This is a genomic window from Streptomyces sp. 11-1-2 (assembly GCF_003595545.1).
In the GTDB taxonomy this organism is placed as follows: domain Bacteria; phylum Actinomycetota; class Actinomycetes; order Streptomycetales; family Streptomycetaceae; genus Streptomyces; species Streptomyces hygroscopicus_B.
Window position 1 is genome coordinate 1,277,739 of sequence record NZ_CP022545.1, and the last position, 19,292, is coordinate 1,297,030.

The 19,292-nt window shown below is 71.3% G+C and carries 19 protein-coding genes; 12 read left to right on the forward strand and 7 right to left on the reverse strand.

Annotated features, from left to right (window positions below):
• The first annotated feature begins 27 nt into the window (after window positions 1–27).
• Complete coding sequence (locus CGL27_RS05350; RefSeq protein WP_078638725.1) at window positions 28–423, forward strand: hypothetical protein; 396 nt, start codon at window positions 28–30, stop codon at window positions 421–423.
• Between the two features lie 106 nt (window positions 424–529).
• Here the strand turns inward: CGL27_RS05350 and CGL27_RS05355 are convergent, their stop codons facing one another.
• Window positions 530–1,384, reverse strand: coding sequence for a hypothetical protein (locus tag CGL27_RS05355; protein WP_078638726.1), 855 nt, complete (start codon window positions 1,382–1,384; stop codon window positions 530–532).
• Between the two features lie 164 nt (window positions 1,385–1,548).
• Complete coding sequence (locus CGL27_RS05360; RefSeq protein ID WP_078647085.1) at window positions 1,549–2,280, reverse strand: class I SAM-dependent methyltransferase; 732 nt, start codon at window positions 2,278–2,280, stop codon at window positions 1,549–1,551.
• A gap of 278 nt (window positions 2,281–2,558) precedes the next feature.
• Here CGL27_RS05360 and CGL27_RS05365 point away from each other — a divergent pair, with 278 nt between their 5' ends.
• The 6 genes from CGL27_RS05365 (at window position 2,559) to CGL27_RS05390 (ending at window position 9,925) form a co-directional block, all read left to right on the forward strand.
• Window positions 2,559–4,958: a beta-L-arabinofuranosidase domain-containing protein gene (locus CGL27_RS05365; protein ID WP_119984956.1), complete on the forward strand. Its 2,400-nt coding sequence runs from the start codon at window positions 2,559–2,561 to the stop codon at window positions 4,956–4,958.
• A 217-nt stretch (window positions 4,959–5,175) separates the two neighbouring features.
• Window positions 5,176–5,808, forward strand: a complete 633-nt coding sequence (locus CGL27_RS05370; protein ID WP_119984958.1) for a TetR/AcrR family transcriptional regulator — start codon at window positions 5,176–5,178, stop codon at window positions 5,806–5,808.
• On the forward strand, window positions 5,805–7,295 hold the full coding sequence (locus tag CGL27_RS05375; protein WP_119984960.1) for an MFS transporter: 1,491 nt from the start codon (window positions 5,805–5,807) through the stop codon (window positions 7,293–7,295). Before CGL27_RS05370 ends, CGL27_RS05375 begins: the two co-directional genes overlap by 4 nt.
• A gap of 77 nt (window positions 7,296–7,372) precedes the next feature.
• Window positions 7,373–7,825, forward strand: a complete 453-nt coding sequence (locus CGL27_RS05380; protein ID WP_119984962.1) for a MerR family transcriptional regulator — start codon at window positions 7,373–7,375, stop codon at window positions 7,823–7,825.
• A 52-nt stretch (window positions 7,826–7,877) separates the two neighbouring features.
• On the forward strand, window positions 7,878–8,951 hold the full coding sequence (locus CGL27_RS05385; RefSeq protein ID WP_240450364.1) for an aldehyde reductase: 1,074 nt from the start codon (window positions 7,878–7,880) through the stop codon (window positions 8,949–8,951).
• Between the two features lie 200 nt (window positions 8,952–9,151).
• The gene (locus CGL27_RS05390; protein WP_240450365.1) at window positions 9,152–9,925 is read left to right on the forward strand and encodes a nucleotidyltransferase domain-containing protein; all 774 of its coding nucleotides are present in this window, start codon (window positions 9,152–9,154) and stop codon (window positions 9,923–9,925) included.
• 142 nt (window positions 9,926–10,067) lie between these two features.
• On the opposite strand, the gene CGL27_RS05395 is transcribed toward CGL27_RS05390, so the two are convergent.
• The 4 genes from CGL27_RS05395 to CGL27_RS05410 all read right to left on the reverse strand — a co-directional run bounded on the left by CGL27_RS05395 (window position 10,068) and on the right by CGL27_RS05410 (window position 13,708).
• Window positions 10,068–10,703, reverse strand: a complete 636-nt coding sequence (locus tag CGL27_RS05395) for a response regulator transcription factor (protein WP_078638731.1) — start codon at window positions 10,701–10,703, stop codon at window positions 10,068–10,070.
• Entirely contained in the window at window positions 10,700–11,932 is a 1,233-nt protein-coding gene (locus tag CGL27_RS05400) for a histidine kinase (protein ID WP_162952881.1), read from the reverse strand. The genes CGL27_RS05395 and CGL27_RS05400 overlap by 4 nt, the downstream gene beginning before the upstream one ends.
• A 68-nt stretch (window positions 11,933–12,000) precedes the next feature.
• Entirely contained in the window at window positions 12,001–12,519 is a 519-nt protein-coding gene (locus tag CGL27_RS05405; protein WP_119984968.1) for a hypothetical protein, read from the reverse strand.
• Between the two features lie 175 nt (window positions 12,520–12,694).
• Window positions 12,695–13,708: an EamA family transporter gene (locus tag CGL27_RS05410; RefSeq protein ID WP_240450366.1), complete on the reverse strand. Its 1,014-nt coding sequence runs from the start codon at window positions 13,706–13,708 to the stop codon at window positions 12,695–12,697.
• A 68-nt stretch (window positions 13,709–13,776) separates the two neighbouring features.
• On the opposite strand from CGL27_RS05410, the gene CGL27_RS05415 reads away from it, so the two are divergent.
• The 5 genes from CGL27_RS05415 to CGL27_RS05435 all read left to right on the forward strand — a co-directional run bounded on the left by CGL27_RS05415 (window position 13,777) and on the right by CGL27_RS05435 (window position 17,941).
• Window positions 13,777–14,631, forward strand: coding sequence for a LysR family transcriptional regulator (locus CGL27_RS05415; protein ID WP_119984970.1), 855 nt, complete (start codon window positions 13,777–13,779; stop codon window positions 14,629–14,631).
• Window positions 14,632–14,693: 62 nt separating this feature from the next.
• Window positions 14,694–15,182, forward strand: a complete 489-nt coding sequence (locus tag CGL27_RS05420) for a MarR family winged helix-turn-helix transcriptional regulator (protein ID WP_119984972.1) — start codon at window positions 14,694–14,696, stop codon at window positions 15,180–15,182.
• Window positions 15,183–15,305: 123 nt separating this feature from the next.
• On the forward strand, window positions 15,306–16,796 hold the full coding sequence (locus tag CGL27_RS05425; protein WP_119984974.1) for an MFS transporter: 1,491 nt from the start codon (window positions 15,306–15,308) through the stop codon (window positions 16,794–16,796).
• A gap of 211 nt (window positions 16,797–17,007) precedes the next feature.
• Window positions 17,008–17,433 (forward strand): hypothetical protein, encoded by a 426-nt coding sequence (locus CGL27_RS05430; protein WP_159037673.1) that lies wholly within the window; start codon window positions 17,008–17,010, stop codon window positions 17,431–17,433.
• 76 nt (window positions 17,434–17,509) lie between these two features.
• Window positions 17,510–17,941, forward strand: coding sequence for a hypothetical protein (locus tag CGL27_RS05435; RefSeq protein WP_162952882.1), 432 nt, complete (start codon window positions 17,510–17,512; stop codon window positions 17,939–17,941).
• Window positions 17,942–18,024: 83 nt separating this feature from the next.
• Here the strand turns inward: CGL27_RS05435 and CGL27_RS05440 are convergent, their stop codons facing one another.
• Complete coding sequence (locus tag CGL27_RS05440) at window positions 18,025–19,218, reverse strand: cytochrome P450 (protein ID WP_205587626.1); 1,194 nt, start codon at window positions 19,216–19,218, stop codon at window positions 18,025–18,027.
• Window positions 19,219–19,292 lie beyond the last annotated feature (74 nt).

The following is a 19,292-nucleotide window of genomic DNA, read 5'->3' on the forward strand; positions in this document are numbered from 1 at the left end:
CCCCCAGCGGTAGCCGGGAGGAACACCATGCACCAGCGCATCGCCGTCACGGCAGCCCTGTCCGCGGCCCTCGTCGCCGTGCTCGCCAGTGCGCCCACCGCGTCGGCCGAGCCCAGTCCGCCCGACTGTCCCTCAGGGAACGTCTGTGTCTTCGACAGCAACGTGGGCACCGACGGTCCGGCCGTGATCAAGACGACCGGCAACTGGAGGGGCTCCCACCCGACCGGCATCGTCGGCAGCACGATCTTCAACAACGGCACCCGTCAGCCGGGCCACGATCACATCCAGGCCACCTGGGTCTTCAACGGACAGACGTTTGGCAGGTGCCTCCACTTCAACCCCGGCCCCGGCGACTACAAGTTGATCATCGGTTCCAGGGCCACCCTGACCAGCCTCACCTGGCGCGGCGAATGTGACGACTGAACGGGCCGACGTCCCCTGCCGGCCGGACAGGGGACGTCGCCGAAGGCCCGGTACGGCTCGGCTGACGAGGCCAGGGGCATGGTGAGCGGGTGCGGACACCGTCCGCTCAGAGGCCGTAGCGGCTCTTCAGATGGCGCCAGAAGTCACGGAGCATCCACTTGTCGAACTCCGTGATCTGCGTGGCGCTTCCCGCCTTCATGAGGAAGCAGCACTGGCCGGTCGGCGTCCAGTCGTAGAAGTCGTCGAGGCCGAAGGTGTGGCCGACTTCATGCAGGTAGATGTGGATGTTGTCCTGGTTCAGCGCACCGGTGAAGTACTCCTGTCCCACACGCTGGCCCCAGTCTCCGCCGGCACCGCCCTGGAAGCCCTTCGTCAGCCACAGCGACTGGTCGTAGTGGCGGGCCGCACCGCCCGGGCAGCGCGAGTAGTTACCGTCCTGGTGGAAGAAGCGTCCACAGTCGGGTGAGCACTGCGGGGCGCCGCCACTGTCGAGGTTCCCGGCGTAGATGTCGACCGAGTTGTCGGTCCACTGGAGTGTCGAGCGGTTCTTCACGGCCCAGCCGACGATGTTGACCGGGACGTTGGTGTAGGGCCAGGCGTTGTGTCCCTTGCCGTTCTCCACCATGGCCGCCATCCACTTGGCGTACTGCTTCTTGACCGCGGCGTGGATCTGGTCGCGCAGCGCGGCGCTGACGGGAGCGTCGGACTCCCAGCGGACGCAGTAGTTGACGCTTCCCCTGTTGGCCATGACCTGGTCCCAGCCGTAGTTGCGGAAGCCGTAGAGATCCGGGTAGGTCGACTCGACGTGGTTCCACACCTCGCCCAGCGGCTGCACCAGGTTGGCGGGCGGGTTCCAGTCGTCGGCGACCCGCGACGGGGCGGCCGTCGCGACGCCGGGCGCGGCGACCAGCGCGGCCAGGGCGGCCAGCACGGTGGCCAGGCGCGCGAGGAATGAGCGCACTGTGAACTCCCTTGAGTAGCTGACAAGTTGTCAGCCTCAGGTCGCCGCCACCGCCGCTTGGGTTGCCGCCGTGCCTGCGATCCGCCGCGTACCGTGTGGGGCGCGCTCCGGACCAGCCGGTGGCCAACGGGCCCGCTAGACCGGCCGGTGGCCAACGGGCCCGCTCAGCCGGGCCGGGTGGCCACGACCAGTCGGCAGCGAGGGCTGCCGTCCGCCCGTCGGCCGAGCTCCTCCAGTGCCCGCAGTTCGATTTCGAACCCGGCCCGGACCAGCTCTTCCCGCACCTCCGCGAGCCGGAAGGTCCGGTAGTACATCACAAAGCGCGGCCGCCATACCGCGTTGCGCACCCGCATCGCGGTGTCGAACGCCAGGAGCTCCCAGTACTGCCGGGATCCCGGACGGGCCGGTGCCCCGATCGGGAAGGCGAACCGGCCGCCCGGGCGGAGCACGGAGTGGACCTGGGCGAAAAGCCCCGGCAGCTCCCGCGGCAGGAAGTGGCCGAACGCCCCGAAGCTCACCGCCAGATCGAACACCGGCCCGAACGGAAGGGCGCGCACGTCGGCGCGTACCCAGCCCGTGCGCGGTGCCTCCGGCACCACCGGGGTACGGGCCCGGCCCGCGGCCAGCATGCCCGCGCTGAAGTCGACGCCGGTGATCCGCTTCCGGCACACCTGCCGCAGCACGCCCATGCCCGCGCCGGTTCCGCAGCACACGTCGAGGCCGCTGTCGAAGGGCCCGAGCCCGCGCAGTGCGCCGGCCACCGAGTCCAGCACCGACGCCGGGGTCCGGTACCCGGTGTGGTCGAACTTCGGGGCCAGCAGATCGTAGCCGTGCTCGACGGAGGACAGCGCCTGGACGACGAGCTCACGGAAGGTGGGGCCCTGGGGTGCGGACATCACGCTCAGCATAGAGCCCCACCGGGGCAGGGCGGTCGTACTCCGGCTTGTCGTACTCCCGGCTTGTCACACTCGCGGCCTGCCGTACTCCCGGCTTGTCACACTCGCGGCCTGCCGTACTCCCGGCTTGTCGCGCTCCCGGCCTGTCATGCACCTGGACAGGGCGCCGGTGGCGTGCTGTGATGCCCGACAACGATGTCAGGCACGACGCGTCCACCTTGACATCCCTCGGCAATTCTTCGGCACTTCCTCGGCACCCCACCGACAGGAGCCGCACGATGCCCCTCGACCGACGTCGCTTCCTCCGCACCAGCGCCCTCACCCTCGGCGCCCCCGCGCTCGCCGCCCACCTGGCCCCGGCCGCCGTGGCATCCCCGGCCCAGCGGCCGAGGGCCCCGCTGGCCGACGCCTTCGACCGGCTCCCGTCCGGGAGCATCACCCCGCGCGGATGGCTGGCCGAGCAGCTTCGTCTCCAACTCCTCGGGCTCTGCGGCCGGTACGAGGAGCGCTCGCACTTCCTCGATGTCAACGCCACCGGGTGGACCCGTCCGGACCAGGACGGCTGGGAGGAGGTGCCCTACTGGCTGCGTGGCTATGTCCCGCTGGCCGTGGCCACCCGTGACCAGGCAGCGCTCGCGAACTCCCGTAGGTGGATCGACGCCATCCTCGCCACCCAGCAGAGCGACGGCTTCTTCGGGCCGCGCTCCCTGCGGACAAAGCTGAACGGCGGCCCCGACTTCTGGCCGTTCCTCCCCCTTCTCATGGCCCTGCGCACCCATGAGGAGTTCACCGGCGACCAGCGCGTCGTCCCCTTCCTGACCCGCTTCCTGAGCTTCATGAACGCGCAGGGGCCGGGCGCCTTCGACTCCAGCTGGGTCTCCTACCGCTGGGGCGACGGGCTCGACACCGCGATGTGGCTGTACCGGCGCACCGGCGAGGCGTTCCTCCTCGACCTCGTCCGCAAGATGCATACGTACGGCGCCAACTGGGTCGACAATCTCCCGAGTCCGCACAACGTCAATATCGCCCAGGGCTTCCGCGAGCCCGCCCAGTACGCGCAGGTGACCGGCTCCGCCGAGCTCAGACAGGCGACCTACCGCACCTACGCGTCGGTGCTCGGCGCATACGGCCAGTTCCCGGGCGGTGGCATCGCCGGCGACGAGAACTACCGCCCGGGTTTCGCGGACCCCCGGCAGGGGTTCGAGACCTGCGGCATCGTCGAGTTCATGGCCAGCCATGAACTGCTGACCCGGATCACCGGCGACCCGGTCTGGGCGGACCGCTGCGAAGATCTGGCCTTCAATATGCTGCCCGCCGCCCTCGACCCCCAGGGCACCGGCACCCACTACATCACCAGCGCGAACAGCATCGATCTGAACAACGCGGTGAAGTCCCAGGGGCAGTTCCAGAACGGCTTCGCGATGCAGTCGTACCAGCCGGGCGTCGACCAGTACCGCTGCTGTCCGCACAACTACGGCATGGGCTGGCCGTACTTCGCCGAGGAGCTGTGGCTGGCCACTCCCGACAAGGGACTCGCCGCCTCCCTCTACGCCGCGTGCCAGGTGAGCGCGAAGGTGGCCGGAGGTACGACGGTCTCCTTCACCGAGGACACCGACTATCCGTTCGACGAGACCATCAGGCTCACCCTGTCCACCCGCGAGAAGGTGGCCTTCCCGCTCCATCTGCGCGTCCCCGGCTGGTGCGAGAACCCGAGCATCGAGGTCAACGGCCGGGCGGTGGCCGCGGGCGGCGGTCCGGCCTTCGTCAAGGTCGACCGGAGCTGGTCGGACGGTGATGTGGTGACGATCCGCCTGCCGCAGCGCACCACCCTGCGGACGTGGTCCGGGCAGCACGACGCGGTCAGCGTCGACCACGGCCCGCTGACGTACTCCCTGCGCATCGGCGAGGACTTCGTGCGCTATGCCGGTACCGACGCCTTTCCCGAGTACGAAGTGCACGCCACCACGCCGTGGAACTACGGCCTCACCCCCGGAGCCCTTCCCGTCCTCACCCGCGACGACGGTCCGCTCGCCGCCAATCCCTTCACTCACGAGGGCACCCCGGTCCGCATGACCGCCCAGGCGCGTCGCATCCCCGAGTGGGTCTCCGACGACGAGCAGGTGGTCACCCCGCTGCAGCAGAGCCCGGCCCGGGCCGACACACCGGCCGAGACGGTCACCCTCATCCCCATGGGCGCGGCCCGGCTGCGCATCACCTGCTTTCCGACGGCCTCGCCGGACGGCCGGACATGGACCCCGGAGCCGCCCTTCCGCCGGCTGCGGAACAAGCACAGCGGCAAGGTGCTGGCGGTCGACGAGATGTCCACGGCCAACAGCGCCCGCGTGGTGCAGTTCGACAACACGCCGACGGGAGACCACGCCTGGCAGTGGATCGACCGGGGCGACGGCTGGTTCCTGATCCGCAACGGCCACAGCGGCAAGGTCCTGGGCGTCGACCGGATGTCGACCGCCAACAGCGCCATCGTCGTCCAGTACGAGGACAACGGCACGGCCGATCACCTCTGGAGGAGGGTGGACAACGGCGACGGCTGGTTCCGCGTCCTCAACAAGAACAGCCAGAAGGTGCTGGGCGTCGACGGCATGTCCACCGCCAACAGCGCCCAGGTGGTGCAGTACGACGACAACGGAACCGATGACCATCTGTGGCGGCTCGTGTGATCGGGCCCGGAACATGACGTCGCGGCCGCGGCGACACTCCGTTGGAAGGTGTCGGCACGACGTCAACGGATGAGGCCATCGGCGCCGGGCCGTGCCCGGCGCCGTGGCATCTCCGCCCGCCCTGCGCTCAGCGCCGGGTACCCCCCCGCAGGCACTCCCCTCGTGGCTCCCCACAAACGCATTGACGGAGTGAGTACTCACTCCGTACGGTACCGGCATGGCAGAGAACTCCTCCACCCCGCCCCGGCGCCGTGCGCCGGCCATGGATCCCGACCAGCGCCGCGCGATGATCGTCGCCGCCGCGCTCCCCCTCGTCGTCGAATACGGCGCCTCCGTGACGACGGCGAAGATCGCCCGGGCCGCGGGCATCGGGGAAGGCACCATCTTCCGCGTCTTCGAGGACAAGGACGCCCTGCTCGCGGCCTGTATGGCCGAGGCCGTGCGGCCCGATGACACCGTGGCCCATCTGGAGTCGATCGCCCTGGACCAGCCGCTGGCGGACCGGCTCGCCGAGGCGGCCGATGTGGTGCGCGGGCACATGGCGCGTATCGGCGCGGTCGCCGGAGCGCTCGCGGCGGCCGGGCGGCTGGAACGCGTCGCCCCCAAGCCCGGTAAGGACGGACGCCTCCCGGACCGCGAGGCGAGCCTGGCCCGGCCGCGCGCGGCGCTGGCCGCGCTGTTCGAACCCGACCGGGACCGCCTGCGGATCGCCCCGGAACGGCTCGCGGACGCCTTCCAGCTGACGCTGATGTCGGCCGGGCGGCTGGGCGCCCCCGACCCGCTGACCACCGAGGAAGTCGTGGACCTCTTCCTGCACGGCGCGCTCGCCGCGTCCGGGGAGGCCAGGTGAGCGGACCCGACGCGTACGAGGAACTCCCGCCCCGCCGCCGGACCCTGGCCACCCTCGCCCTGCTGGGGTGCGCCTTCCTGGCCATGCTGGACGGCACCGTGGTCGGCACCGCGCTGCCCCGCATCGTCGAGCAGATCGGCGGAGGGGACGCCTGGTATATCTGGCTGGTCACCGCCTATCTGCTGACCTCCTCCGTCAGCGTGCCGGTCTACGGCCGCTTCTCCGACCTCTACGGCCGCCGCCGGCTGCTGATCGGCGGGCTCACCGTCTTTCTGATCGGCTCCATCGCCTGCGGCCTGTCCGCCTCCATGCCGACGCTGATCCTTTCCCGCGCGCTCCAGGGCCTGGGCGCCGGAGCCCTGCTGACCCTCGGCATGGCCCTGGTCCGCGACCTTCACCCACCGTCCCGCCCCCAGGGCCTGATCCGGATGCAGACGGCGATGGCCACCATGATGATCACGGGCATGGTCGGCGGCCCGCTCCTCGGTGGGCTGCTCGCCGATCATGTCGGCTGGCGCTGGGCGTTCTGGCTCAATCTCCCCCTCGGGCTGGCCGCCATCGCCGTCATCGCCCTGGCCCTGCCCGACCGCCGTCCCGCCACCCCGCCGTCCGGACGGCTCGACGCGGCGGGGATCCTCCTCCTCGCCGCCGGGCTCTCCCTCGCGCTGACCGGCCTCAGCCTCAAAGGCAACGCGACCGCTGGGTACGCGCCCTCCTGGACGGATCCGGCCGTCATGGGCTGCCTGCTCGGCGGTCTGGCGCTGCTCGCCTCGCTCGTACCGGTCGAGCGGCGGGCCGCCGTCCCCGTCCTGCCCCTGCGGCTGTTCCGGCACCGCACCTACACGGCCCTGCTGACCGCCGGTTTCTTCTTCCAGGTCGCCGCTCTGCCGGTGGGGATCTTCCTGCCGCTGTACTTCCAGCACATCCGCGGCCACTCGGCCACCGCCTCCGGTCTGCTGCTGCTCCCCCTGCTCATCGGCATGACCCTGGGCAACCGGCTCACCGCCGCCACCGTGCTGCGCAGCGGACACGTCAAACCGGTCCTGCTGACCGGAGCGGGGCTGCTCACCACTGGCACCGCCGCCTTCCTCGCCCTGAGGGCCACCACACCGCTCGCGCTGACGTCCGTTCTGCTGCTACTCGTCGGGCTCGGCACCGGACCGGCCATGGGCGGGCTCACCATCGCCACCCAGAACTCCGTCCCGCGTGCCGACATGGGCACCGCCACCGCGGGCTCCGCCCTCACCAAGCAGCTCGGTGGCGCGGTCGGCCTGGCCTGCGCCCAGTCCCTGATCGGCCACTCCGGCACGGCCGCGCCCACCGCGACGGCCATCGGCTCCACCATCGCCTGGAGCGGAAGCGCCGCCGGGCTCCTCGCCCTCGGGGCGCTGCTCCTCATGCGCGACATCCCCATCTCCACGCCCGGACGGCGCCCCGGCGCGCCCGCTGCCCCCTCCGCCGTCGCCACGCCCAGGACGTCCCGGTAGCCACCGGCCGGCCGCTTGCGGGACGGCCTGTCGATCGCACTTGACCTCAAGCGCTTCAAGTGTCGGATGCTCGACATATGACAACGACAGGGACAGAGGCCCGGGGCTCCCCGATGACCATCCAGCAGGTGTCGAGGCTGAGCGGCCTCTCGGAGCCGACGCTGCGCTACTACGAGAAGATCGGCCTGATCCCCGCGGTGGACCGCGACCGGGACAGTGGCCACCGGCGCTACCACCCGACCGTGGTGGAGACGATCAAGGCGCTGGGGTGTCTGAGATCGACCGGCATGAGCGTGCAGGACATGCGTGCCTACCTCCGCCACCTCGACGAGGGCACGCAGGGCGCCGCTCCCCTGCGCGACCTCTTCCGGCGCAACGCGGAGCGTCTGGAGCGGGAGATGGCGCTCATGGAGGTCCGCCTGCGCTATCTGCGACTCAAGGCGGAGATGTGGGACGCGAGGGAGCGCGCCGACGCCGATGCGGAGCGCCGGGCGATCGAAGAGGTCACGGGCCTCATCGACGCGCTGTGAGAAATGCGTTTGGGAAGGATGCAAGAAATTCATGGAAGGCAAGCCTGTCCCCGTGTCCGCTGACACCGACACCGACACCGACACCGGTGGTGGCGAACTCGTCCTGGTGACCGGCGGCAATGGCTATGTCGGCACCCATGTGATCAGCGGCCTGCTGCGGAGCGGCCATCGGGTCCGCACCACCGTCCGTTCGCACGGCCGGGCCACGAGCGCCGAAGCGAGCGTACGGTCGGCCATCGCGGCCTCCGGTGTCGATCCCGGCGGGCGGCTCGATGTCGTCAGCGCCGATCTGACCGCGGATGACGGCTGGGACGACGCGATGGTGGGGTGCGCCCGCGTCCTTCATGTCGCGTCGCCGTTCCCCTCCGTCCAGCCGGAGAACGCGGACGACCTGATCGTCCCCGCTCGGGACGGCACCCTTCGTGTGCTGAGGGCGGCACGGGACCACGGTGTGAAGAGGGTCGTGATGACGTCCTCGTTCGCGGCGGTGGGATATAGCGCGAAGGACGGGGACGAGTACGACGAGAGCGACTGGACCGACCCCGCGGACGACAACGCGCCCTACATCCGGTCGAAGACCATCGCTGAGCTCGCCGCCTGGGAATTCGCGGAGAAGGAGGGGGACGGCCTCGAATTCACGGTGATCAACCCGACCGGGATCTTCGGCCCGACACTCAGCCCCCGGCTGTCCGCCTCGGCAGAGCTCGTGCGGGCGATGCTGGCGGGAGAGATGCCCGCCGTCCCCCGTACCCACTTCGGCGTGGTGGACGTGCGCGATGTGGCCGACCTCCATCTGCGGGCCATGACACATCCCGCGGCGACGGGACAGCGCTTCCTCGCCAGCGGCGACCGGGCCGTCAGCTTCCTGTGGATCGCCGGGGTGCTGGCCGAGCACCTCGGCGAGCGCGCCGCCCGAGTGCCCACGCGGGAGCTGAGTGACGAAGAGACGCGGGTGGCCGCCGGCTCCGACCCGTCGGTGCGGGAAGCGGCGGGGCAGGCGGGGAGCGTACCGATCCTGCGCACCGCGAAGGCGCGTTCCGTCTTCGGCTGGAGCCCGCGTGACACGGTGACGACCTTCCTCGACACCGCGGAGAGTCTGTTCCGCCTGGGCCTGGTGAAGGGCTGACCCGCCCTCTGGCGGGTACGCCCGCCGTCCGTCGGCTGTTCCGCCCCCACCGGCTCATGTCCCGGTGGGGGCGGTAAGGTCGCCGTCATGGAGTGATGACCCGGCACACCGATCCGCGCGAACGCCGTCCGAGCCCGTGCTCCGGCGTCCGCGTGGTGTGCCCGCAGCATCCATCATCCACTTCACACGATCGGATCCGAATGACCGACGACGTGGTTCCCCGCATGCCCGACGCCATGTTCCTCGACGATGTCGCCGGGCGGCTCGCCGCCCTGCCCGCCGTACGCGCCGTCACCCTCGGGGGCTCGCGTGCGCAAGGCACCCACACCCCGGAGAGCGACTGGGACCTGGCCGTGTACTACCGGGACGGCTTCGACCCGGCCGACCTGCGGGCCGTCGGCTGGGAGGGCGAGGTCTCCGAGATCGGCGAGTGGGGCGGTGGTGTCTTCAACGGGGGCGCCTGGCTGACGATCGACGGACGGCGCGTGGACGTCCACTACCGCGACCTCGAGGTGGTGGAACACGAACTCGCCGAGTCGCGGCTGGGCCGCTTCCGCTGGGAGCCGCTGATGTTCCACCTGGCAGGCATCCCCAGTTATCTGGTGGTGGCCGAACTCGCCCTCAACCAGGTGCTGCGGGGCGCCCTGCCCCGCCCCGATTACCCGGCGGCGCTGCGCGAGGCGGCGCCCCCGATGTGGCGCGGGCGCGCGGCTCTGACACTGCGGTACGCCTCGGCCGCGTACGTCGGACGTGGCCAGGCCACCGAGGTGGCGGGGGCGGTGGCGACCGCCGCCCTGCAGACGGCGCACGCGGTGCTGGCGGCGCGGGGCGAGTGGGCCACCAACGAGAAACGCCTCCTGCAGCGGGCGGGCCTGCGCGGCATCGACACGATCGTGGCAGGGCTGCGGCCGGAGCCCGCCGCCCTGGCCGAGGCGGTCGCCGACGCGGAGGCGTTGTTCGCAGCCGCCGACTGAGCGGTGGCCTGGGCGCGTTGGCAGCGCGGCGCCTCGGCAACGCCGCGCTGCACCCGCACACCGGCGGCCTCGACACAGGCATCCGCTGCTACCCCCACGCCAGGTCGAAGGCTCGCGGTGAGGGCGAACGACTCACCCGGGCTCAACCGAGTCCGTGCCGGTGCGCGTAGGCGATGGCCTGGCCGCGGTCACGGCTGCCGGTCTTGGCGAAGACGCGGTTGACATGGGTTTTGACGGTGGCTTCGCTGACGAACAGCGATCGGGCGATCTCGCGGTTGGAGAGGCCCTTGGCCATGCAGATGAGCACTTCGGCCTCGCGTGCGGTCAGCCCGGCGGGCAGTTCCCCCGACCCGGCGGCGGGCTGCTGCCGGGCGAGTGCGACGAGGCGGGCGTGTACGGCGGGGTCCAGGAGGGCCTGCCCGCGGGCGGCCGCCCGCAGCGCCCGATCGACGTCCTCGCGCCCGGCTTCCTTGGTGAGGTAGCCCAGTGCTCCGGCGGTGAGTGCCGCGTTGATCGATTCGTCGTCGATGAAGGTGGTCAGCACGACGACATGCGTCGCGGGATGGTCCATGGTGATGTGCCGCGTGGCTTCGATGCCGTCCATGTGCGGCATGCGCAGGTCCATCAGCACCACGTCCGGGGAATGTTCGGCGACCGCGGCCAGGGCCTGCCGACCGTCGCCGACAGCGGCGACCACCTCGACGTCGGGCAGGCGCTCGCAGATGGTGACCAGTCCGTCGCGGACGATGGTCTGGTCGTCCACGATGATCACCTTCACGCCGGGACCTCCGCTTCCACACTCCAGCCACCGGCTTGGGCACCTGCGTCCTTGGGGCCCACGTCTCCGGGACCTGCGTCTTCGGGACCTGCGTCTTCGGGACCTGCGTCGAGTGTGCCGCCGAGCAGTTCCACGCGCTCGCGCATGCCGGTGAGGCCAAAACCACCGCCGGTCTCGGCAAGCTCTCCGGCCGGATCGACGCCAGATCGTACCGTCGCCTCATTGGTGACCGTCAGACGGGTGGACGATTCGCCGAAGGCCAGGGTGACCGTGACGGCGGCGCCCGGTGCGTGCTTGCGCGCGTTGGTGAGTGCCTCCTGGGCGACCCGCAGCAGGGCTATTCCGGCCGCCGGTGGCAGCGGCCGTACGGAACCGGCGATCCGGAAGTCGGCGCCTTCGTCCGTGGCGAGGGCGGTGAGCTGTTCGTCGAGGGCGACCGGCTCCTCGCGCAGCGCCCGCACCGCCCGGCGGGTCTCGTCCAGGCCCTCGACGACCAGCCGGCGGGACCGGCCGATCGCGGCCCGCACCTCGTCGGTGCCGGCGCCGTCCTCAACGATGGAATCAAGAGCGGTGATCTGCACCGACAGCGCCGACAGCGTGTGGGCCAGCACGTCGTGCACCTCCCGGGCGATCCGGTTGCGCTCGGCGAACAGCTCCGCGCGCTCGTGCTCGACGGCGCCACGTTCCCACGCCACCGCCAGCTCGGCCTCGGACCGCAGCCGTTCCCGGCGCTGGCGGCGTACGACGCCCAGCAGCAGGCCGAGCAGCGCGGCCACCCCCACGGCGGCGAGCTTCGCGACGTCCTGTCCGTCGATGGCGAGGGCGACGGCGTCGGCCGCGATGCCGAGGCCGGCCAGGGCCGTGGCGGGGAGCAGCCCCACCAGCATGACGGCGCACATCGCGGCCACCCCCACGACCACCGCGCCGAACGACGCCCACGCCCCCGCCACCCCGCCACAGACCGCCACCAGGGCCACCGCGCACACACCGACCGTCGGCCGGCCTCTCCGCATGCCCACCAGCCAGCCGACCCAGCCCAGGCCCAGGCCCACGGTGACCACCAGCGCGACCAGGCCGCGGGCGTCGAGCCCAGGATGTGTCGCCCGCACCGCCCCGTAGATCAAGCCGCCCAGGGCGAGCAGGCCCACGGCCCATTCCGCGGTCGGCTCATTGCCGTCCGGCCGGACGGACGGTCCGCCGGGGCCCGACCGGAGATCACCTGTACTCATCCGACCAGCATGCCGTGCCCGTGACCTGCCCAGCCCCAGGGGCCACCGCTCGCATCGTGGCCCGTCGCTCACCGGACGCCCAGCCGGCCCCGGTCCGACCCGAGGAGCGCCTCCCGTCCGCGCCAGGCCACGATGACGGTGCGGGCGATCACCTCGGCGAGCGCCATCAGGAGAATCGCCGGGGCCCAGGCCGTCGGATCGAGGTGGTAGTCGGTGGAGAAGCGGCCGATCGCTTCGTCGCCACCCTGCGTGGCGAACAGCTGGAAGGCCATACGGAAGCCGCAGCCCACCACCCACAGCACGGCCGCCGTGGCCGTGGCGCGCGCGATGACCTCACCGGCGTCGTTGTGGTACACCCGGGTCAGCGCCCCGGCCCCCGCGCCCAGAGCGAGCCCGGTCAGCGTCGTGGCCACGATCAGAAGGAGATCGTTGCCCGACGTCGGGATCTCGTGCAGGTACTTCGTCGCCACCCATGCGACGAGCGCCACCGGCAGCAGCAGCGCCTTCGCCGTCAACCGTCGGCCGCGCAGTTGCAGCAGCACCATGCCCACGAGGGCGATATCGATCAGCCAGTCCTTGATATCCATGCCGCCATGCTCGGCCGCAGCCCCCGCCGCACACGTCAACCCACAGGTCCACCCCGGGTGGACCTGAGCCTCCACCCACACCCGAGCACCGCGCTGTGAGCGGTGGCGTCGTACCCGCCTGGACGGGACCGTCAGCGGTGTCGCGCACCGGCCGTGCGCGGCGGTATGCGGTCCTTCAGCCGCGCCGGGTGAGGATGCTCAGTGTGTTGGCCGCGACGATGGCGCCTACGCTCGTCCATTCCGTCCACCCCAGGTTCTGCCCCAGGCCGACCCAGCCGACCAGGGCGGCGAGGACGGGGTTGACGCTCATGAAGAGCCCGAACGCCTGGGCGGGCACGCGGCGCAGGGTGAACAGGTCCGCGAGGTACGGCACGGCCGAGGAGAGGACGCCCGCGGTGACGGCGTACGCCACGGCGCTCGCGGTCGGCGGCTGATGGACGGCGACGGCGATCCCGACCGGCAGGAACATCAGGGCGGAGAGCCCCGCGGCCACCGCCGACCCCTGAGCGCCGGGGACCCGTCGGCCCACGGTGCGGTTGAGCAGGATGTACGACGCCCAGCACACGGCGGCCAGCAGCCCCAGCCCCATGCCCAGGTAGTCGGCCGAGGGCCGCGGACGCATCAGTGTCACCACGGCGGCGGCCGCGACCAGCGCACAGCACGCGTCCGCCCGGCGCCGTGAGGTGGCCAGCGCGATGCACAGCGGGCCGAGGAACTCCAGCGTCACCGCGAGCCCGAGGCCGATGCGGTCGATGGCGGTGTACAGGGAGAGATTCATGGTGCCGAACACCACGGCAAGACCCACCACCGGCCGCCACTGCCACCAGGTGAAGCTCCGCAGCCGGGGCCGGCCGACGGCCAGCAGGACGATCGCGGCGACGTACTGGCGGACGGCGACGACCCCGATCGGGCCGAGGACGGGGAAGGCGTGGGATCCGATCGCGGCGCCGGTCTGGTTGGACAGCCCGCTGCCGATCATCGTGGCCACACCGGCGAAGCGACGCGCGGTCGGCTGCCGATCGGGGTCCGAGGCCGGGTCCGGGTCCGGGCTCGGTCCCGGGCGCGGACCCGGGCCGGGGACCGAATCCAGGCCGGGGCCCGGGTCGGAGTCGGCGGGGGTCGGTGGGATCCGGTGTGCGGTTCCCGTCGATCGTGCGGTGGCGATACGTGACGCGGGAGCTGGTCGCATGTGTCGATCGTGCGCCGGGCACACGCATGCACATAATGCGTTCGGCGCCTTATCTATACGCTGGACGTATGGATGTGGAGCTGCGGCAACTGCGCTGCCTCGTGGCGATCGTCGACGAGGGCACCTTCACCGACGCCGCCATCGCGCTCGGCGTCTCCCAGGCGGCCGTGTCCCGGACCCTGGCCTCGCTCGAACGCGCCCTGGGGACACGGCTGTTGCGGCGGACCTCCCGCGAGGTGACCCCTACGGGCACCGGGCTGCGCGTGGTGGCACACGCCCGGCGGGTGCTGGCCGAGGTGGACGGCCTGATCCGGGAGGCCATATCGGGCCACGCGCATCTGCGGATCGGCTACGCCTGGTCCGCGCTCGGCCGCCACACCCCCGCCTTCCAGCGCCGCTGGGCCCAGGCATATCCCGAGACGGATCTGCACCTCGTCCGTGTGCATTCCGCCACCGCCGGGCTGGCGGAGGGCGCCTGTGACCTGGCCGTCGTACGCAGACCCCTCGACGAGCGCCGCTTCGACTCCGCCATCGTCGGACTGGAGAGGCGGCTGTGCGCCGTGGCCGCCGACGACCCCCTCGCCAGGCGCCGCTCGGTCCGGCTGGCCGACCTCAGCGGACGCACCCTGCTGGTCGACCGGCGGACCGGGACCACCACCGCGGAGCTGTGGCCGCCCGACTCCCGGCCGGCCACCGAGGAGACCCACGACGTGGAGGACTGGCTCACATTGATCTCCGCGGGCCGCTGCGTCGGCATGACGGCGGAGTCCACCGCCAACCAGTACCCGAGGCCCGGAATCGCCTACCGGCCGGTCCGCGACGCCGAGCCGATCGCGGTACGCCTCGCCTGGTGGCGGGACGACCCGCACCCCGCCACCCAAACCGCGATCGAGCTGCTCACCGCCCTCTACCGCAACGGCTGACTCCGCCAGGTATGGACTGTTCCGGATAATCCAGTACGGATCGAATTGTTACCCTGGGCCATATGACCGCGATGGCGCCCACCCAGAACGAACCGGACCTGTCGTTCCTCCTCGACCACACCAGCCACGTCCTGCGCACCCAGATGTCGGCCGCGCTCGCCGAGATCGGACTGACGGCACGGATGCACTGCGTACTGGTCCACGCTCTGGAGGAGGAGCGCACCCAGGCACAGCTCGCCGAGATCGGCGACATGGACAAGACCACGATGGTGGTGACGGTGGACGCGTTGGAGAAGGCGGGTCTCGCGGAGCGGCGCGCCTCGACCCGGGATCGCCGGGCCCGGATCATCGCGGTGACCGAGGAGGGCGCGCGGATCGCCGAGCAGAGCCAGGACATCGTGGACCGCGTTCACCGGGAGGCGCTGACGGCGCTGCCCGAGACCCAACGCGCCGCCCTGCTACGGGCCTTGACCCGGCTGACCGAGGGACATCTGGCCGCGCCCGCCGAGAGCCCCCGCCCGGCCCGGCGGGCGCGCCAGAGCGAGAAGTAGCGCCGCACCCAGAGCCACACCTGGAACCACACCTGGAGCTGAAAGTAGAGCCGAAACAAATAGTCTGCAACGAAACCATCTGCTACGGTCACTCCTGTCGCGTCTACCGACAGGAGTGACCGCATGTCCGCCACCGCGTCCGAGTCCGCCCCGCCCTCTTCCCGCGTCCCTCCATCACGCCAACTGGCCCTCGGGGTCATCGCCACCGGGATGCTGATGGTCATCCTCGACGGCAGCATCGTGACCGTGGCCATGCCCGCCATCCAGAGCGATCTGCGGTTCTCCGCCGCCGGGCTGAGCTGGGTCGTCAACGCCTATCTGATCGCGTTCGGCGGTCTGCTGCTGCTCGCGGGCCGCATCGGCGATCTCATCGGCCGTAAGCGCATGTTCCTGGCCGGCACCGCGGTGTTCACCGCGGCCTCGCTTCTGGCGGCCGTGGCCACCTCCCCCGCGGCATTGATCGCCGCCCGGTTTCTGCAGGGGGTCGGCAGCGCGCTGGCGTCCGCGGTCAGCCTGGGCATGCTCGTCACGCTCTTCACCGAGCCCGCCGAACGCGCGAAGGCCATCGCCGTGTTCAGCTTCACCGGCGCCGCCGGAGCGTCAATCGGCCAGGTGCTCGGGGGCCTTCTCACCGACGCGCTCAGCTGGCACTGGATCTTCCTGATCAATCTGCCGATCGGACTGCTGACCCTCGCGGTCGCCCTATCCGTCCTGCCCGCCGACCGCGGGCCCGGTCTCGCGGCCGGTGCCGATGTCCTCGGCGCCCTGCTCGTCACGGCCGGACTGATGCTGGGCATCTACACCGTCGTCAAGGTGGCGGACTACGGCTGGACGGCGGCGCATACGCTCGGCCTCGGCGCCGTCTCGCTCCTCCTGCTCGCCCTGTTCCTGGTCCGCCAGGCCACCGCCCGCACCCCATTGATGCCCCTGCGGATCCTGCGGTCGCGCGGTGTCGCGGGGGCCAATCTGGTCCAGGTCCTGATGGTGGCCGCGCTCTTCTCGTTCCAGATCCTCGTCGCCCTCTATCTGCGGAACGTCCTGGGATACGGCGCCACCAGGACCGGTCTGGCCATGCTCCCGGCCGCCCTCGCCATCGGCGCGGTGTCACTCGGCGTCTCCGCGCGGCTCAGCGCCCGCTTCGGCGATCGCGCGGTGCTGCTGGCCGGGCTGGCGCTGCTGGCCGGGGTCCTCGGGCTGCTCATCCGCGTCCCCGTGCACGCCCGGTACCTCCCCGACCTCCTCCCGGTCATGCTGCTCGCCGCCGGTTTCGGGCTGGCTCTCCCCGCGTTGACCAGCCTCGGGATGTCCGGTGCGAAGGAGGACGAGGCCGGGCTCGTCTCCGGGCTGTTCAACACCACTCAGCAGATCGGCATGGCGCTGGGCGTCGCGGTGCTGTCCACCCTGGCGGCCTCCCGCACCGACGCGCTGCTCGCCCGGGGCAACGGCCGGGCCGAGGCACTGACCGGCGGCTACCACCTGGCCTTCGCCGTCGGAGCGGGGCTCATCGTGGCCGCCTTCGCCGTGGCGTTCACCGTGCTGCGAGGACCCGCGCCGAAGCGCCCCGACGCGCCACGGGAGGCCAACCCGCCCGCCGTACCCGTCACCACCGCCTGACCCCCTCGTCTCCCCATTCCGCGCGAAGGGTGCGCCCTCATGGCGTCGACCGAGACCACGAGCCCGACGAACGACGCCTGGACGAACCCCTGCCCGGACACGGTGAACATCGTGTCCGGGCCGTACGTATCGGGAAGGGTGGCGCACCTGATGAACGCACCCGGCGCCGGGTGCGGAGAGCTCGGGTGCCCCCATGACGAGGAGAGATACCGTGAACGCACATCATTTGCCGTCCCGCCCGCGGACGCGGCGGTCCGGCGCCCTGGCCATCGCCGCGTCGGCGCTCGTCCTCGCCACGGCCTCCCCCGCCCTGGCCCACACCGAAGCGAAAGCCTCCGACTCGCACACCCTGGCGAAGAAAGTGGCACTGACGTTCGAGTCGGAGCCGGGGAATGCCGCCTCACTGCTGAAGCTCGAGCCCGTGGCCGCCGGCGCCGCCCCGTCCGCCTCACCCTCGGCTTCTACACGGCCGGAGAGCGAGGCGCCGGACCCGGACGGCGAGTCGCCCTCGAAGGCGGCGACGTCGGACAACGGGTCCCCGTGGCCCGCCGTGGGAGTCATCATCGGCGTCTGTCTGGTCGCTCTGGCCGGAGGTTTCGTGCTGTTCCAGCAGCGGCGCGGCTCGGGCACGGAATGAGCCGAGGCGGCGTCCCGCCGCGCCGACGGTCCGGCGCCCCGGGTTTGCTGTCGGGCCGAGTGGTAACGCGGTGGACATGACCGAGAAGAAGAACGCACACACAAGTGTCAGGAGCGCCAACGCGCACGCGAAGGCCACCACCACCAAGGCCAAGGAGACGACGGCAAAGGCCAAGGACACCGCGGGCGAGGCGGAGACGACGGCGAAGACCGCCGCCGCGAGCGCCGCGACGACGGCCGCGCACACCGCTCATGTCGCCGCCGACAAGGCCCATGTGGCTGCCGAGAAGGCCGTGGCCACCGGTCGTACCGTGGCGGCTGAGGCCCCCAAGAAGGCTGCCGCGGCGGCGGGTTCGGCCTGGATGGCGCTCAAGGCGCGGAAGGTCCAGGCAGCCGTCGCCGGTGCGGGGGCCGCCGCGGCGGGCGCCACCGCGGTGGTCCTGCGCAGGCGTGCCGCACGTCGCCGCCGCCCGCTCGCACGGCTGACCGGTGGCCGGCTCGGGGTCTGAGGTCCGCCCTCGGCGTACGCGGCCTCTTTCCCCACGCGCCGGCCACCGCCGCCCGCCGCCGGCCTTCCGGCCACCGGCTGGGGCTACTCGGCCGCCCAGGTCACCGGCAGCTCGTGGACACCGTAGAACGAGGTGTTCTCCCGGTATCGGATCTCCTCCGGGGCCACCGCCAGACGCAGGCTGGGGAACCTGGCGAGCAACCGCTGCAGGAGCACCTTCAGTTCCACCCTCGCCAGTTGCTGGCCCAGGCACTGATGCACACCGTGTCCGAACGCGAGATGGGAGGCGTGCGGCCGGTCGAGGGCGAGGCGGTCGGGGTCGGCGAAGCGCTCGGGGTCCCGATTGGCGGTGGACACCAGACCGGCCACCATCTCGCCCTTCGCGATGGGATGACCGTTGATCACGGCGTCCTCGGTGGCGGTGCGCACGGTGCCGAAGTTGTTGACGGGGAAGTAGCGGAGGAACTCCTCCACGGCGTCGTCGAGCAGGTCGGGGTTCTCACGCAACCGGGTCAGCTGCTCACGGTCCTGGAACAGCGCCAGCATGCCGAGGCCGATCAGGTTCTCCACGGGTTCATGACCGGCGAAAATGATGGTCATGGCGATGCCGACCACCTCCTCGTCGGTCAGCGCCCCGCCCTCGACCTCGCCGTGCAGCAGCCTGCTGATCATGTCGTCCGCGGGCTCGGCCCGCTTGGCGCGTACGAATCCCCGCATCTCGTCCCACCACGCGGTCGCCATCGCGCCGACGGCCTGGTCGTCGCCGCCGGTCTCCCTGAGCGTGCGTACCTCGTGGTCGAACTTCTGGTGGTACGTGTACGGCACTCCGAGAATTTCGGAGATCACCATCGCGGGCACCGGGTTGGCATAGGCCGACACGAGATCGGCGCTCGTGCCCATCGCCTCCATCGCGTCGAGGTGCTGGTCGGCCAGCCGCTCGATCCGGCCGGTCAGTTCGCGCGCACCACGCACCGAGAACTCGGCGGTGAGCGTGCGGCGGTAGCGGGTGTGGTCCGGCGGGTCCATGGAGAAGAAGAAGCCCGCCGGTATCTCCGGGCTCATCGCCGGGAACGGCACCCTGGAGCCGCTGAACCGGGAGTCCGCCAGCATGGCCCTGATGTCGTCGTGCTTGGTCAGGAACCACATCACCAGGCCGCCGGGCAGCTCCAGTTTGCCCAGTTCACCCGCGTCCCGCAGGCGGCGGTGGTTCTCCGGAGGGTCGTACGGACAACGCCGTTCGGCCTTCACGGTCCCGGGAAGGGGCAAGGTCTCGCTCACTGTTGACTCCCTCGTATGTGCCTCAGGGGCGGATGGTGCGTCAGGGACGATGCGGTGTGTCCGCTCGTATGTGG

Coding starts and splice junctions, on each gene's coding strand:
- CGL27_RS05350 (WP_078638725.1), top strand. CDS start 28: ATGCACCAGCGCATCGCCGTCACGGCAGCCCTGTCCGCGGCCCTCGTC.
- CGL27_RS05420 (WP_119984972.1), top strand. CDS start 14,694: ATGACCGCGATGGCGCCCACCCAGAACGAACCGGACCTGTCGTTCCTC.
- CGL27_RS05380 (WP_119984962.1), top strand. CDS start 7,373: ATGACAACGACAGGGACAGAGGCCCGGGGCTCCCCGATGACCATCCAG.
- CGL27_RS05425 (WP_119984974.1), top strand. CDS start 15,306: ATGTCCGCCACCGCGTCCGAGTCCGCCCCGCCCTCTTCCCGCGTCCCT.
- CGL27_RS05360 (WP_078647085.1), bottom strand. CDS start 2,280: ATGTCCGCACCCCAGGGCCCCACCTTCCGTGAGCTCGTCGTCCAGGCG.
- CGL27_RS05415 (WP_119984970.1), top strand. CDS start 13,777: ATGGATGTGGAGCTGCGGCAACTGCGCTGCCTCGTGGCGATCGTCGAC.
- CGL27_RS05405 (WP_119984968.1), bottom strand. CDS start 12,519: ATGGATATCAAGGACTGGCTGATCGATATCGCCCTCGTGGGCATGGTG.
- CGL27_RS05370 (WP_119984958.1), top strand. CDS start 5,176: ATGGCAGAGAACTCCTCCACCCCGCCCCGGCGCCGTGCGCCGGCCATG.
- CGL27_RS05390 (WP_240450365.1), top strand. CDS start 9,152: ATGACCGACGACGTGGTTCCCCGCATGCCCGACGCCATGTTCCTCGAC.
- CGL27_RS05365 (WP_119984956.1), top strand. CDS start 2,559: ATGCCCCTCGACCGACGTCGCTTCCTCCGCACCAGCGCCCTCACCCTC.
- CGL27_RS05435 (WP_162952882.1), top strand. CDS start 17,510: ATGACCGAGAAGAAGAACGCACACACAAGTGTCAGGAGCGCCAACGCG.
- CGL27_RS05400 (WP_162952881.1), bottom strand. CDS start 11,932: ATGAGTACAGGTGATCTCCGGTCGGGCCCCGGCGGACCGTCCGTCCGG.
- CGL27_RS05410 (WP_240450366.1), bottom strand. CDS start 13,708: ATGCGACCAGCTCCCGCGTCACGTATCGCCACCGCACGATCGACGGGA.